We start from the raw sequence: 15882 nt of genomic DNA, 5'->3' as shown, positions 1-15882 counted from the left end.
ATGAAAAAGATAATTTTAAGTATACTGATAATTGCTGGCGTGGCATTTTCTTGCGATGACAGGTTGGAGGATTTGAATAAGCCCCGTAAAGACGCAACAGTTCCTTCCGGTGAAGCACTATTTGCGAATGGCGTTCGGGGAATGTTTGACATGATGGTGAGTACCAATGTTAATGAAAATGTTTTCAGACTTTATGCGCAGTATTGGGCTCAAACAACGTATCCTGATGAAAGCCAGTATAACATGGTGGGACGCAGCATTCCAGATAATTTCTGGACCAATGCTTACCGTGATGTGCTGAAGGATCTTGATGAGGCAAGAAAAGTAATCGAAGAGACTTGGGAACAAACCGGGATGTCTGAGGGAGTACGCGACAATCAACTAAGCATGATCAACATTTGTAAGGTGTACACATATTCTGTGTTGGTGGATGCTTTTGGTGCTGTGCCTTTCACGGAAGCCCTGAATGACGAAATTCTGGTTCCTAAATATGACAATGGACAGGCTGTATATGACCAATTGATCGTAATGCTGGATGAAGCTATCGCAACTTTGGATGAAGATGAAGAAGGTTTCTCCGGAACACAAGATGTTGTCTACGGTGGCGATATTGAAAAATGGTTGAAGTTCGCTAATTCTCTAAAACTGAAATTGGCTGTTACCATTGCTGATGTTAATCCAACAAAGGCCGCTTCAATGGTGACAGAGGCCGAGCCGAATGTGTTTTCGAGCAACGCCGACAATGCATCCATCACTTACCTGGCAACGTCGCCTAATACAAACCCTTTATGGGAAGATTTAGTACAAAGTGGTAGAGCGGATTATGTAATTGCAAATACCGTTGTAGACAAGCTGGTTGATTTGAATGATCCTCGTTTGATCGTGTACGCTGCTGGCCGCAATTTCAACTATCCAACAAATAAAGCCACTGGTGCAAAACGTGATTCTACAATTACCTCGCCAGCCAAATTAATGCTTTACTATCCTGACCAGGATTCAATTGTGAATACGACTGCTCCGTTTACGGTGTTGGCTAAAGATTCACTATTGGCCCTACAACTTTACAAAGGTGGTGAATATGGTACCGCTAACACTTATTCTGCAAATTCTCATGTTGGTGATTTGTTCCATGAACCTTCTTTAGAAGGGGTGATTCTTGATTATGCAGAAGTACAATTCTTGCTCGCAGAAGCGGCAGCCAGAGGTATAGCAACTGAGGAGACTGTGGAAACATACTATGAAAATGGTATTGTTGCTTCTATGGAATATTGGGGCGTGAGCGAATCTCTCATTGAAGATTACCTGGATAGACCAGACGTTGATTATGCAACAGCTACAGGAACCTGGAAACAAAAAATCGGAATCCAGGAATGGCTTGCTTTGTATAACAGAGGATTTGAAGGCTGGACCACGTGGCGCCGTTTGGATTTCACTGGCTTCAACGTACCGGAAGATTTAACAGAGTCTGATATTCCTCGTCGTCTGATATTCCCGATTGAAGAAGCGACATTAAATCCTTCAAGCTGGCGAGCAGCGATTGAAATGATCGGTGGCTCCGACGACGTACAAACCAAAGTATTCTGGGATGTAAACTAATAGCTCCAGAGATAACCAAGATAGAGGTGTCCTTTTCAGGACACCTTTATTTTTATATTACATTACTGGCAACGCCCAGGCTGGACAATATTATATTCTCTTGATTCCAACTTCTTTCTTCATTTCATTGTCTTTTTACTAATGATTCACTGCTTATCTCTGCGGCCGATGAAAATTTTTCTTGTACTACTGATTATCACATTTACGTTTTCAAGTCGCGCTCAAAACATCAGGGAAATTTTCGTTGAAGAATCGCATAATGGCATCCCGGTTTCTAAGTTTCTTGATGAAATGGAAGAAAAACATGGCGTAGATTTTATCTTCGACGAAAGGAGTATGTTAGCCTTAACAATCACGGGAGTAACCCTCAAACAGCGCCTCGCAGATTATATTGAACAAAGCTTTCCGTTGTACCGGATAATAAGGGTTGACGAGAAGATACTTGCTATTGTTGAAAAAGCGCAAGCGGATGCTTATGGCTGGAATAAAGAGAGCTTTATTGTCCTCGCGAGGAAAGCAGATGCAACAATATCACTGGAAGGCTATGTACTCGATGGAAAGACGGATGAGCCGCTGGTAGGTGCACAAGTATATTTCCCCGCAAAAAAAGCAGGAACTTTGTCGGATGTCAACGGGAAGTTCGTGGTGGGAAATCTGCCAAATCAAATGCAAAACATGGATGTGCAGTTTGTTGGCTATGATGTAAAAAAGTATGTCATAGCATTCAGCCCCTATAGCATTACAGAAAAGATATCGGTAACACTGATGCCCGAGTCTAAAGAACTGCAAAGCGTAACGATAACGGCAGACAGAATTAATGAAAATGTTGTTGGTCAGATTACGGGTGTCGAAAAATTGAGCATTACCACAATTAAGGCACTTCCAACATTTCTCGGTGAGGTGGATCCGATTAGGATTCTCACAACATTACCCGGCGTTACGGTAAGTGAATTATCCTCGGGTTTTATTGTTCGCGGTGGCGAATCCGGTCAGAATCTTATTCTTCAAGATGGGGGAACAATTTATAACCCGTCACATCTCTTCGGTTTTTTTTCTGCTTTCAATCCCGACATGGTGAATGGCGTAACCTTGTATAAAGGTGGTGGACCGGCTAATTTTGGCGGCCGTATTTCATCCATACTTGATGTCTCGCTAAAAAACGGTGATGCAGGAAAAACAAAAGTAACGGGTGGCGTAGGCCTTGTTTCAAGCCGATTAGCAATTGAAGGACCGATCGTAAAAAACAAGTCATCGTACATGGTTGGAGGGCGGATATCTTACTGTAATTGGCTGGTAAAATCCACCGATGATATTCAACTCCGAAACAGTTCTGCCAAGTTCAGAGACATCACCGGAAAAATTTTTCATACCATTAATGCAAATAACTTTCTTACGTTGTCGCTATATAACGCTTATGATGCTTTCACCTTCGCAACCGACTCGACATTTGGATGGGGGACACTAAACGCTGCGCTAAAATGGGACCATACGTTTAGCGATCGTCTGTCGTCGGCGCTTGCATTTACGAACAGCAATTATTACAGTGAGGTGCAGAGTTTTAATGAAATAGAAAGTTTTACCTACCGGAACGCCATAAACAGTTATGGTTTGAAGTACGATGTCAATTATACGTTGGGAGAAGAATCCAAAATCATTGGCGGGATCGACATAAACAGCACCGTTATAGAGCCCGGTAAGTTAGTCCCGGATATCAATTCTGATAACATCTCCTACCAAAACATGAATGATCATCGAATGATGGAGGGAGCAATTTATTTTCAAAGTGATTTTAAATTATCTGAAAAATGGTCGATGTCCGCTGGGTTACGATACTCTCATTTTTTGCGTCTGGGAAGGGATAATATTTATGTTTTTGATTATGATAATTTAGAAGGGCGGTACCCAACCATTAGCGATACACTTTCATACGCAAGCAACGAGGTTATAAAAAATTACAACGGATTTGAGCCGCGGATTTCACTACGATACCTTTTAAATTCTGACGTATCTATTAAGGCAAGCTACTATCGCGGATTGCAATATATGCACCTCATTTCAAACACCACATCCACTACGCCTCAGGATTATTGGGTGGCAAGCGGTCCTTATTTAAAACCCCAGATTGGTGATCAATTCTCCCTGGGTTATTTTCAAAATTTCAAAAACAATCTCTACGAATTTTCTCTTGAAGGATTCTATAAAGAGATAAGCAATGCTGTCGATTATATTGAGGGTGCCGATATAACACTCAACCCCTCGTTAGAGGCTGGTTTGTCGCAAGGAAAGGGTCTAGCCTATGGGTTGGAATTTTTTTTCAAAAAAAATACAGGTCGTTTTAATGGATGGCTTTCTTATACTTATTCGAGAAGTCTGCGCAAATTCGATGCGCAAACAAACGGTCAAATAACCATCAACAACGGTGAGTACTATCCTGCGGCTTTTGATCAACCGCATATCTTCAATCTAGTATTAAATTATCGCGTGGGTGAAAGATCATTTTTATCGGCCAATTTCAATTATAGCACAGGTCGTCCTATAACCATACCGATTTCTAAATTTAGTTATGATGTTTATCTCTCCGTTTTAAATTATTCGAGGCGGAATGAGTATCGGATTCCGGATTACCACAGACTTGATATATCCTATACGATAAAACAAAGACCAGGAAAGAATAGGCGATTTAAAGATGAATGGGTTTTTTCTATTTATAATTTGTATGGAAGAAAAAATACGTACTCCATAACCTTTAACAGATTTGGTACGGCGAGTAAACTGTCTGTACTGGGAAGTGTCTTTCCTTCGATTACCTATAATTTCAACTTTTGAGCGATGGTGAGGCGGTTGATGTATTTGACCTTGTTTTATGTGATTGGTGGTTGTGTTGAACCATACAAGTTTGTGATAAAGGACGTTGAGTCCGCTCTCGTTGTGGAAGCTTTTATATCGGATAAATCGTGGAGGGAAACAGTTGAATACCCTTCGGATGGAAGATATTTTACGGTTAAGTTGTCGCGTACTGGCGACGTTACCAATGTGAGGAGCGAACCCGTATCCTTTGCTTCTGTATTTTTGGAAAACGATCAGGGTAAATCGTGGCAATACGCCGAATCTCCCGAAGAAGCTGGTATGTATAGATTACTGGATGAAGATTTTAAAGCCGAGCAAGATGTTCATTATAAACTAACCGTTAAGCTATCCGATGAACATACCTATGAGTCGACCTGGCAAACACTTCCCTCTGCTGTGGAACCGCCTATGGGTGAAATTGGCTTTAAGGAAGTTCAATATAAGAAATATGCTATCCAGGCGGACAAAGAAGTGATTGTTACCGTAAATGGTATCCAGACACAAATAGACCTGCCCTTGAATAATTCTGGTAGTACTTTGTTTTACAAATGGAACTTCTATCCCACGTGGATTTATATTGCACCATTGTCACCTTCTGCGATTCTTCCGGGTTATCGATGCTGGGTATCGACACCTTACTACCTTCGCGACTATATACTACAAACTGACAATGTGGGAGGTTATACCAAGGATTTGTTCCGTATGGAGACTATCAGGAACGAAAGAATTTTTGAGAGATTTTCGGCATTGATTGTCCAGTATGCTATGACAAAGGATTATTTCACTTTTTGGAAAGAAATGCAGGAGCAAAATCAAGATGGCGCTATTCTAGACAAGCCGCCATTTAATCTCCTTACAAATCTTGCAGAAACGGATGGTGGCGGAAAGGTTTACGGATATTTCGGGGTGGTACATGAACAAGCGCGACGTTGGTATTTTGAGAAAAATCAGCTTTCATACTTTGTTGTGAACACATTAAAGAAGGACTGTACCGTGCCAGACCTGGAACCCGGCCCTTCTTGTTTCGACTGTCGGGAATACACTTTCGGAAATCCTTCCAACGTAAGGCCTGCGTGGTGGATTGACTAGCCAGTTTTCCTATTCTTTCTTCTCCGGCTTTTTAAAGTCACGTCAGCAAGCTTATTTTTGCACTCATGCTTTACGTCTCCCGAAAAGAACATTTTAACGCGGCTCACAAACTTTATAATCCGAATTGGACAAGGGAAAAAAATATCGAGGTTTTTGGGCCTTGTGCCAACGAGAACTGGCATGGACATAACTTCGAGTTGATTGTAACCATAAAAGGTCTGCCTGATCCCGATTCCGGCTTCGTTGTCGATCTCAAGAAACTCAGCACGCTCATCAAATCGGAAGTGATTGAAAAACTTGATCACAAGAATCTTAATATAGACGTAGATTTTATGCGTGGCAAATTGGCTAGCTGTGAAAATCTAATTGTCGAAATCTGGAAAATATTGACCACCCACCTACCGTCTATAACGTCAAATGGCAAGCTCCATTGCCTCAAACTCTACGAAACGCCACGAAATTACGTTGAGTACTTTGGAGAATAAGCTTCCGTAATCTTATTTACGGTTGTTTTGGTTAAACCTATTCCCTTGTCTAAGTATGCGGTATTATCTGGTAGCTGGTGAACGTTCGGGTGATTTGCACGCAAGCAACCTGGTAAAAGAGCTAAAGAAAGCTGATCCTTCGTCCGAATTTCGCGGTTTTGGGGGTGAATACATGCAGCAAGCGGGTGTTGAATTGGCCGTTCACTATGGAGCGATGGCATTTATGGGCCTTGCCGAAGTGATAACCAACGCGAACAAAATCAAAAAATATATTCGCCTCTGCCGCGAAGATATAGTAGCGTATAAGCCAGACGTTATTGTTTTGATCGATTATGGGGGATTTAATCTCCAAATCGCCAGGTTCGCGAAAAAAAATGGCTTTAAGGTTTTTTACTATATCCTTCCAAAATATTGGGCTTGGTATCCTAAACGCGCACTATGGCTGAAACCATACGTTGACCGGCTTTTTATTATCCTTCCCTTTGAAAAAGAATTCTTCAAGCAATTTGATTGGGAAGCGGAATACGTGGGTAATCCTGTTTTTGACGCAGTAAAAACGCACCTTGATGGTGGTAAAAACTATAAACCCCTCGAAGTCGAATCGCCTTTGATTGCTTTGTTACCAGGCAGTAGAAAACAGGAATTGAAACGCATTATCCCATTGATGGCTGCTATTGCCAAACGATTTCCGACTTATCAATTCGCTGTTGCTGCAGTTGATGATTTTGATCGTTCAATGTATGATGAACTCGAAAAACTCCAGAATGTACAATTGGTGTTCGAGGACACATACAACCTGTTGCAGCAGTCACATGCTGCCATCGTTACCTCAGGTACTGCAACCCTGGAAACGGCACTCTTTAAGGTACCTCAGATAGTGGTTTATAAGGCGAACCTTATTTCATATTGGTTAGCGAAACGCCTGGTACAAGTAAAGTTTATATCCTTGGTAAACTTAATTGCGCGTAGGGAAGTAATTAAGGAGATGATTCAATCCGAGGCAAGTCCTGGCAATGTATCCATAGAACTTACGCGGTTATTAAAGGATGACACTTACCGGTCAAAAATAATATCGGGCTATGAAGAGATCATAAAAATCCTAGACACAGGCTCGGCTTCTGAAAATACAGCTAAATTGATGGTTGGCTACCTGAAAAAGTAGTCACTGGGATGGACCATCCGTTGTTGGTAACGTTGTGTTTACGCTACCTTCAGTTTGCTATATTGGGATTTATTGAATTTCTCTTCAGCATAGGCGCGGGTAATTACCAGGCGGTCTGTATTTTTCTCTGAAGGCAACTCAAACATCGCATCATTGATAACGGCCTCGCAAATACTGCGAAGACCACGCGCACCAAGTTTAAACTCCATCGCTTTTTCCACAATAAAATCAATAGCACCATCTTTGAACTCAAGTTCGATGCCTTCCATGTCGAACAACTTTTTGTATTGCTTGAGTAAGGCATTTTTTGGCTCAGTTAAGATCTTACGAAGAGCGTTACGATCCAAAGGATTCAGATAAGACACAACTGGCAAACGACCAATCAATTCAGGAATTAGCCCAAAGCTTTTAAGGTCCTGTGCGGTGATAAACTGCAAAAGATTATCCTTGTCCATGTTCCCCGGATGCGGACCATCATGTCCGGCAACAAAACCCAAGGGCCGCGTATTCAGACGATTGGCGATAAACCTGGAAATTCCTTCAAAGGCACCTCCGCAGATGAACAATATATTTTCAGTATTTACTGTGATCATCTTTTGATCCGGGTGTTTTCGCCCTCCTTGAGGAGGTACATTTACTGCTGTACCCTCCAGTAATTTAAGAAGAGCTTGTTGAACCCCTTCGCCGCTAACATCGCGTGTAATGGACGGGTTATCTGATTTGCGCGCTATCTTATCTATCTCGTCGATATAAACAATGCCTCTTTCAGCAGCCTCTACGTTATAATCAGCTGCTTGCAGCAATCTTGTCAATATGCTTTCAACGTCTTCCCCTACATACCCTGCTTCCGTCAGCACTGTTGCATCAGCAATACAAAAAGGAACTTGCAGCAATTTGGCCAGCGTACGGGCTAGGTATGTTTTACCTGTACCAGTTTCTCCGGCCATAATTATATTTGACTTTTCAATAAGAACGTCGTTGTCTAGTTTGCGCTGCATCAATCTTTTGAAGTGATTATACACCGCTACGGCCATTATTTTTTTTGCTTCATCCTGGCCAATTACATATTCATCCAGAAATTTTTTGATCTCCAGCGGTTTAATCAACTTAAAGTTAGGAGAGAAACCAGCTTCATTCTTACTCTTTTTCTCTTCGCCTAAAATCTGATTGGCTTGAGTAACACATTTATCACAAATGTGGGCATGTATGCCAGAGATCATCAGGTCAACATCCTTCTTACTTCTTCCACAAAATGAACACGTGACTTCAGCCATAAATTGTCATTTGATTAATTTTCAGCACAATGGACGTCAAAGATAGTCATTTTTCAGTCTTTCTTTTAACGCCCGACACCCCTTAATCGTTACTTAGCTTTTGTGACGTTCTAATACCTCATCTATGAGGCCGTACGCCTTAGCCTCCGCAGCTCTCATCCAGTAGTCGCGGTCCGAATCCTTCTCGATTTTCGAATATTCCATACCGCTGTGCTTTGCAAGGATATTATATAAGTCTTTTTTTACCTCTAAAGTTTGTTTTAACGAGATTTCCATGTCGGATGCTTGTCCTTGCATTCCACTCATGGGTTGGTGAATCATCACACGGGAATGTGGAAGGCCCGATCGCTTTTTCGGTGCTCCTGAGGTAAGGAGAACGGCAGCCATGGATGCTGCTAGCCCTGTACAGATCGTAGCGACATCCGGATTCACATATTGCATAGTGTCATAAATGCCTAAACCTGCGTAAACTGATCCGCCCGGGCTGTTTATGTACATAATAATATCTTTTCTTGGATCAGAAGATTCTAAAAACAGCAGTTGGGCAGTAATAAGGTTGGCTATTTGATCGTCTACTGGCAATCCTAAAAAAATGATGCGATCAGAAATGAGTCGCGTAAAAACATCTATGGCACGAAAGTTACCGGGCCGCTCTTCAATGACGTATTGTGTCATGTCCTGTATTTGGTTGGCGTAACCATCGATCTTATTTGCATAACTGTCTATCGTGTTGCCACTCATGCCCAGATGATGAACTGCGTACTTTCTGAATTCGTTATTTTGATTCATATGGTGAAATTTTCGTCTTAATGTTTATGATGTAAAATGGAGATAAGGTCTTCGTGACAATCATAGCTATCCTTTATTGAAATTCCAACCTTACAACCGCAATTGAATGAAAATGGTTTTATCAGTTTATCTGATAAAACCATAGTCGCAGTATTGCGGGTTTTATTGTCGTCCGCTTCATGGTTTTACCAAAAAGTGAAGCAGAGAACCAAAAGGAACTGGCCAAGCCTCCCAATGGCAACTTATTGTTCCTTTATCAATGTTTGTGTTCTTCTACAATTTTTTTGAATTCATCCACTGTTACCTTTTTTTCCTGAACTGTAATTTTTTCACGGATAAGTTTCAGGATTTTTTCAGCTCTTAACTGATTATAGATTTTCATGAAGTTCTGACCATTTTCATTTTGAAGGTAGTTGTCGGCGATACCATCCAACTTATCACTGATCTGATCGGCAAAAGCTTTTCCGCCAAACTGAGCAATAATGAGGTCTTTAGCTTTTGAGCGAACTTCATCGGCTTCAACTGAAATTTTGTTGTCTTCTGCAATCCGGTTTTTTACCAGGTCCCATTTCAGACCACGTTTATAGTGTTCAAATTCTTTTTCCAATACATCATCTGTAACCTCTCCACGGCTGGACGTTTTAAGCCAGGATTTAAGAAAATTGTCAGGAAGATTGATGTTTGTGTTTTCGACATAATAATCTTCAATGTGATGTTCAAAAAAGTGTTCCGACTCGCGTTTATAATTTTCGCCGATGGTCTCTTTTATTTTCGCAATGAATTCTTCTTCTGAGGTAACGGCATCTTTTCCAAACACCCTGTCAAACAGCTCCTGATTCATTTCCGCGGGTTCTGTGCGACTAATGGTGGTGATTTTGAAAATGTACTTGCCTTTTGCATTCTTCGCTTCTTCAGGTGACTGACCTAAAAGTTGAGCCGTCAGTGCGTCGTCGGAAAACAATTTACTGATTTCGAATTCCACCTCATCATCTTTTTTTACACCCACAAATTTCTTTTGCTCCTTTTTCTCAACATTTTCGATGGAGATGAAAGCATGTTCGCGTTTAAAATCGGGGTCTGCGGAATGAAGTTCTCCATACAAATTGTCAGTAACGTCACTAACTTCAGGATAACTTACTTTTCCAAATCTTTTTTTCAGATCAGTTACAGTCTCATCAATTACTTTAGAATCGACCTCAATCGGGTAGGCTTTGATCGTAACCTTTGGAGAAAGCTCATATTTAAAATCTTCAACCATCCCTATTTCATAATCAAACTCAAATATTTTTTGATTATCCCAATCGATCGTCATTGCTTTTTGTTGATCGGGTAGCGGCTCGCCCAATATTTTAAGATTGTTCTCTTTAATATAATCGGATAGCTTATGGGAGAGCAAATGATTGATCTCTTCCACCAGGATAGATTTACCGAACATTTTTTTGATTACACCGGCAGGTACTTTGCCTTGACGAAAGCCTTTGATGTTGGCTTTTCGGGCGTAGTCCTTAACTTTTTCTTCAACATGGGGTTGATAATCCCCTTCTGTTAATTTAATTTTAATTAAACCTTCAGTGTTATTTTTTTTGTTCAGTGTTATTTCCAAAGCTCAAACGTTTGTTGTTTTTACCAAATAAACCAAGAACCCTCAAAGCCCGTGTAAGCACGGACATCGAGGGTTCGATGGTGCGGATGGAGGGACTCGAACCCCCACGCCTTTCGGCACCAGATCCTAAGTCTGGCACGGCTACCAATTACGCCACATCCGCATGTGACAATTCTTCTGGGTTGTGGGCGATGGCACCAGATTCTGAGTCTGTCCGCCAGCTGGCTACCATCCTGATAACTCCCGATACTTATCGGGACGGGAACACCACATCCGCTCAAAGAAGGGGCAAATTTATACTTTATTCAGAAATAAGAAATAGTTTAAGTTTGTTATAGAAGAAAAGAACATTTTTAACTTAAAAGCGCACATTTTTTTATTAGGTAACAGAAAAACTAAGATGGTAATAGATACCGAGCAGGAGAAGAGAGAGATAATTAGTAGATATAGGCGGCTGTTACGCAAAGCCAAACCAATATTAAAGGATGGAGATGCGAAACTCATAAAAAAAGCATTTACCATTTCCTTAGAAGCGCATAAAGACATGCGCAGAAAATCCGGTGAACCTTTTATTTTTCATCCCTTGGCTGTCGCCGAGATCTGTGTTGAAGAAATTGGACTAGGCACGACGTCTATCATATCTGCGTTGATGCACGATGTGGTAGAGGATACCGACATAGAACTCGCTGATATTGAGCGCATGTTCGGAAAAAAGATCGCGCGCATCATCGACGGTCTTACAAAAATTCGAGGTGTTTTTGAGTATGGAACCTCTCAGCAAGCAGAGAATTTTCGTAAGATGCTCTTTACACTCTCCGAAGATGTTCGTGTGATTCTTATTAAGCTTGCGGATCGTCTCCATAACATGCGTACCCTGGATAGCATGCCGCGCCACAAGCAGTTAAAAGTAGCAAACGAAACGATTTATCTATACGCGCCATTAGCCCATCGGTTGGGACTTAATGCCTTTAAAACTGAGCTGGAGGATCTTTACTTAAGATTCACGGACAGAGCTATTTATGATTCGATTGCTAGAAATATCGATGCTACAAAAGCTGCTCGCACCAAGTTCATTAAACAGTTTATGGTGCCAATCAAGGATGAACTGGATAAGCTAAAGATAGAATATGAGATTATCGGGCGGCCAAAGTCAATTTATTCCATCTGGAATAAAATGCGTAAGCAAAATATTCCCTTTGAAGAGGTTTTTGATCTCTTTGCTATTCGAATCATCATCGACACTTCCGTTGACCATGAAAAGGCGCTCTGCTGGCAGGTTTACTCGATAGTAACCGATTATTATACACCAAATCCGAATCGCTTACGCGATTGGATCAGTACGCCTAAAGCAAATGGTTATGAGTCACTTCACACTACGGTAATGGCAAAGAATGGCCAATGGGTGGAGGTTCAGATTCGAAGCAAACGAATGGATGAAATTGCCGAGAAGGGATATGCAGCGCATTGGAAATATAAAGACAGTGCCACGACAGCAGAATCGAATTTAGAGAAGTGGTTGGCACGGGTACGCGATCTTTTAGAACAAAATGATCACTCCGCCCTTGATTTTGTGGATGATTTTAAAGGAAATCTTTTTAGTGAAGAAGTATTTGTATTTACTCCGAAAGGCGAATTAAAAACGTTGCCGTATGGTTCGACAGCCCTGGATTTTGCTTTTGATATTCACACTCAGGTCGGATCAAAGTGTATTGGAGCCAAGGTAAATAACAAGCTGGTTCCAATCAATTATGTTTTAAAAAATGGCGATCAGATTGAAATTCTAACCTCGCAAAAACAAAAACCACATGAGGATTGGCTTCGTTTTGTGGTCAGTTCGAAAGCGAAAGCTCGGATTAAAGACGAACTGAAGGAGGATAAGAAGAAATTAGCGGAAGAAGGAAAAGAAATCGTCATTAGAAAACTCCGCCAGGGAAAAGAGGAAATTTCACCCGAACTGATGGAGCAGATGCGCGAGTATTTTAAAATGGCCGCGAATTTTGACCTTTATTACCGCGTCGGCAAAGGCTTCATTACTACGGCCGACATTAAAAAATTTTTAGAAAATAAACCACTGTTATCAAAGGCACGTCATAGTAATCACGCAGCCGAGCCAAGAGTTCTGGATACGGAAATTGGTAAACCAAAAGAGCGTTACGGCGATATTTTGCTGATTGGGGAAGACATGGATGTGGTTGATTATAAACTCGCCAAATGTTGTACGCCTATCCCAGGAGATGATGTTTTTGGATTTGTGACTGTCAATGAAGGAATTAAAATACATAGAACAAATTGTCCAAACGCTCCAGAGTTGCTTTCTCATCATGGAAATCGCGTCGTGAAGGCAAAATGGACATCGCAGCATGAAGTAGCTTTCCTTACGGGATTGAAAATCCGCGGAACAGACCGGGTAGGACTCATTAATGATGTAACTAAGATTATTTCAGAGGAACTGAAAGTAAATATGAGCTCGATGTCAATTCATACCGATTCTGGCATTTTTGAAGGGGAAATCATGTTGTATGTTAATGATACGCGACATTTGGAACAGATGATAGACAAGTTGAGAAGTGTTGAAGGAGTAGTAAAAGTAAGTCGCTTCGATTCCAAGGAATAAATTACATAAATTATTTAATCCTGTTATCTTTGCGCGTTAATTCGAATGGCTGTAAATCCCAAGATATACGAGGAAGTTAAAAAAATTTTCACGGCTTACCTGGAAAATAAAGAGCTGAGGAAAACCCCGGAACGTTACGCGATCCTGGAAGAGATTTATTCACGCGAAGGCCACTTCGATGTTGAATCACTTTACATCAGCATGAAAAACAAAAATTACAGGGTTAGCCGCGCCACGGTGTATAATACATTAGATCTATTAGTAGAGTGCGATCTGGTTAGTAAACATCAGTTTGGGAAAAATTTGGCGCAGTATGAAAAATCCTACGGATATAAACAGCACGATCATTTAATTTGCACCGAATGTCACAAAGTGATCGAATTTTGTGATCCGCGAATTCAGAACATACAAAATACTGTAGAAGAAATTTTGCATTTTAATGTGATGCATCACTCACTGATTCTATACGCAACGTGCACGAAAGAGAATTGCGAAAATAAGAACATCCAAACAAACCAAGTAGCATGATATTTACGCACGAAATGAAAAATAATGCACTTGTGGTAAGACTCACGGGTGATTTGATCGGCGAAAATAATAGTGCTGCTGTAGTTGAAGTAGTAACCGAAGCTATTCAGCAAAAGGTAAAAAACTGTATAGTGGATATTTCAGGTTTGCGATATATAAATAGTAGCGGCATAGGATTGCTCATTACCATTCTTACCAAATTCAGAAACAAAGGTGGTGAAGTCTATTTAATGAAACCGTCTGAGAGCGTGCAAAAGCTTTTGGTAATCACTAAGCTTAACGCCATTTTTCAAATCATTCAATCAGAAGACGAAGTTCTAAAAAGTTAATTAATCAGGAATGTCTAAGGTAGATGTATTATTAGGTCTTCAGTGGGGAGATGAAGGCAAAGGTAAAATTGTGGATGTACTGGCACCAAAATATGATGTAGTTGCTCGTTTTCAAGGTGGACCAAATGCAGGTCACACGTTGGAATTTGACGGGATCAAACACGTCTTGCATCAAATACCTTCTGGCATTTTCAGAGAGAAAACAAAAAATATAATTGGAAATGGTGTGGTGTTAGATCCGATCATTTTTAAATCGGAAATAGAGAAATTAAAAAAGTATAACCTCAACGTTCATGCTAACCTTTTTATTTCAAAAAAGGCAACGCTTATTCTCCCTACACACCGCTTACTCGATCAGGCTTATGAGAAAGCAAAAGGAGAAAATAAAATCGGTTCCACATTAAAAGGTATTGGCCCGACCTACCAGGATAAAATCGGGCGACAAGGACTGAGAGTAGGCGATATTCTTTCAGATAGCTTTAAGGAGCGATTGGATAAACTGACGCAAATTCATTTTAAAATATTGAAGGAACACGGCCTTGAATTTAATTGGACTGAACTTGAATCACAATTTCTTGATGCGGTTGAATTCTTAAAAGGCTTTAGGTTGATTGAAAGTGAGTATGTCTTGAATCAGGAGTTGAAAGCAGGGTCAACAATATTGGCAGAAGGCGCGCAAGGTGCGCTGCTGGATATTGATTTTGGAAGTTATCCTTTTGTGACTAGTTCCAGTACCGTGACGGCAGGTGCGTGTACAGGATTGGGTGTCGCCCCGTCACACATCGGAGAAGTATACGGAATTTTTAAGGCCTATAGCACCCGCGTTGGGAGTGGGCCTTTTCCAACTGAGCTTAATGACGACCAGGGAGAGTTGATGCGTAAAGAAGGAAATGAATTTGGATCAACTACCGGTAGACCTAGGCGCTGTGGTTGGATAGATTTGCCATCGTTAAAATATTCTATCATGATTAATGGAGTGACACAATTGCTGATGATGAAAGCAGATGTGTTGAATGTTTTTCCAATAATTAAAATTTGTACGCATTATAAGTTGAGCGATGGAACAGTTACGGACATGGTTCCTTATGAAGTAGTGAAAGAAAAAATTATTCCCATATATAAAGAGATGAAAGGGTGGAATATTTCTTTAAAGGGATTTACAAAAGACAATTTGCCTGCAGCATTAAATGAGTATATAAAATTCTTAGAAACAGAACTAAATGTTCCTATTACATTGGTTTCCACCGGCCCGGATCGCACGCAAACGATCCTCCGATAAATTGTTTTTAAATTTTTTTAAAAACGTACTTGCACCGATATACTCAAAAAGATACCTTTGCATCCCCTTTCGGAAGGAAAGGTTTAAAGCATAAGTAATTTAGGGTTCTCAACACTAAAAAGTAGATTGAAAATCCCAGTTGTCCGCCCGGTGGGTGGAAAACACGTTCATTGAATGGATGGAAATTGATAGCGGACCTGCGGGGAATTGTCAGTGATGGCAAGACTCTGCGATTGATTCTTTTGAGAGATAAAACTTGAAAGAGGAATGAAAAGAATAACGAGTCC

12 protein-coding genes and 1 tRNA gene are annotated in these 15882 nt (G+C 40.8%); 9 read left to right on the top strand and 4 right to left on the bottom strand.

All coding sequences use genetic code 11. The features are described 5' to 3' along the window. The 5 genes from P2W71_RS16950 (at nucleotide 1) to lpxB (ending at nucleotide 7179) form a co-directional block, all read left to right on the top strand. Entirely contained in the window at nucleotides 1–1596 is a 1596-nt protein-coding gene (locus tag P2W71_RS16950) for a SusD/RagB family nutrient-binding outer membrane lipoprotein (RefSeq protein ID WP_276372483.1), read from the top strand. 168 nt (nucleotides 1597–1764) lie between these two features. After that, nucleotides 1765–4422 carry a TonB-dependent receptor gene (locus tag P2W71_RS16945; RefSeq protein ID WP_276372482.1) on the top strand — a complete coding sequence of 886 codons (2658 nt, stop codon included), beginning with the start codon at nucleotides 1765–1767 and terminating at the stop codon, nucleotides 4420–4422. Between the two features lie 3 nt (nucleotides 4423–4425). Further along, entirely contained in the window at nucleotides 4426–5532 is a 1107-nt protein-coding gene (locus tag P2W71_RS16940) for a DUF4249 family protein (RefSeq protein ID WP_276372481.1), read from the top strand. Nucleotides 5533–5597: 65 nt separating this feature from the next. Next, entirely contained in the window at nucleotides 5598–6017 is a 420-nt protein-coding gene (locus tag P2W71_RS16935) for a 6-carboxytetrahydropterin synthase (protein WP_276372480.1), read from the top strand. A 55-nt stretch (nucleotides 6018–6072) separates the two neighbouring features. Beyond that, complete coding sequence (lpxB, locus tag P2W71_RS16930; RefSeq protein ID WP_276372479.1) at nucleotides 6073–7179, top strand: lipid-A-disaccharide synthase; 1107 nt, start codon at nucleotides 6073–6075, stop codon at nucleotides 7177–7179. 38 nt (nucleotides 7180–7217) lie between these two features. Here lpxB and clpX read toward each other — a convergent pair whose 3' ends face one another. The 4 genes from clpX to P2W71_RS16910 form a co-directional block, all read right to left on the bottom strand. Further along, complete coding sequence (clpX, locus tag P2W71_RS16925) at nucleotides 7218–8453, bottom strand: ATP-dependent Clp protease ATP-binding subunit ClpX (RefSeq protein WP_276372478.1); 1236 nt, start codon at nucleotides 8451–8453, stop codon at nucleotides 7218–7220. 93 nt (nucleotides 8454–8546) lie between these two features. Next, nucleotides 8547–9242 carry an ATP-dependent Clp protease proteolytic subunit gene (locus P2W71_RS16920; RefSeq protein WP_276372477.1) on the bottom strand — a complete coding sequence of 232 codons (696 nt, stop codon included), beginning with the start codon at nucleotides 9240–9242 and terminating at the stop codon, nucleotides 8547–8549. Between the two features lie 256 nt (nucleotides 9243–9498). Beyond that, nucleotides 9499–10845: a trigger factor gene (locus P2W71_RS16915; RefSeq protein ID WP_276372476.1), complete on the bottom strand. Its 1347-nt coding sequence runs from the start codon at nucleotides 10843–10845 to the stop codon at nucleotides 9499–9501. Between the two features lie 78 nt (nucleotides 10846–10923). Continuing rightward, a tRNA-Leu gene (locus P2W71_RS16910) sits at nucleotides 10924–11008 on the bottom strand. A 237-nt stretch (nucleotides 11009–11245) separates the two neighbouring features. On the opposite strand from P2W71_RS16910, the gene P2W71_RS16905 reads away from it, so the two are divergent. From P2W71_RS16905 to P2W71_RS16890, 4 genes are read left to right on the top strand one after another with little or no spacing between them, the layout of a single operon-like run. Next, entirely contained in the window at nucleotides 11246–13459 is a 2214-nt protein-coding gene (locus tag P2W71_RS16905; RefSeq protein WP_276372475.1) for a RelA/SpoT family protein, read from the top strand. 45 nt (nucleotides 13460–13504) lie between these two features. Further along, nucleotides 13505–13987, top strand: a complete 483-nt coding sequence (locus P2W71_RS16900; RefSeq protein WP_276372474.1) for a transcriptional repressor — start codon at nucleotides 13505–13507, stop codon at nucleotides 13985–13987. Continuing rightward, nucleotides 13984–14316 carry an STAS domain-containing protein gene (locus tag P2W71_RS16895; protein WP_276372473.1) on the top strand — a complete coding sequence of 111 codons (333 nt, stop codon included), beginning with the start codon at nucleotides 13984–13986 and terminating at the stop codon, nucleotides 14314–14316. The genes P2W71_RS16900 and P2W71_RS16895 overlap by 4 nt, the downstream gene beginning before the upstream one ends. 10 nt (nucleotides 14317–14326) lie before the next feature. Continuing rightward, nucleotides 14327–15595: an adenylosuccinate synthase gene (locus P2W71_RS16890; RefSeq protein ID WP_276372472.1), complete on the top strand. Its 1269-nt coding sequence runs from the start codon at nucleotides 14327–14329 to the stop codon at nucleotides 15593–15595. Nucleotides 15596–15882 lie beyond the last annotated feature (287 nt).

The sequence above is a fragment of the Chryseolinea sp. H1M3-3 genome (genome assembly GCF_029360725.1).
In the GTDB taxonomy this organism is placed as follows: Bacteria; Bacteroidota; Bacteroidia; order Cytophagales; family Cyclobacteriaceae; genus Chryseolinea.
The sequence above is the reverse complement of the archived record's forward strand: the minus strand, read 5'-3'. Positions and strand labels throughout refer to the sequence as shown.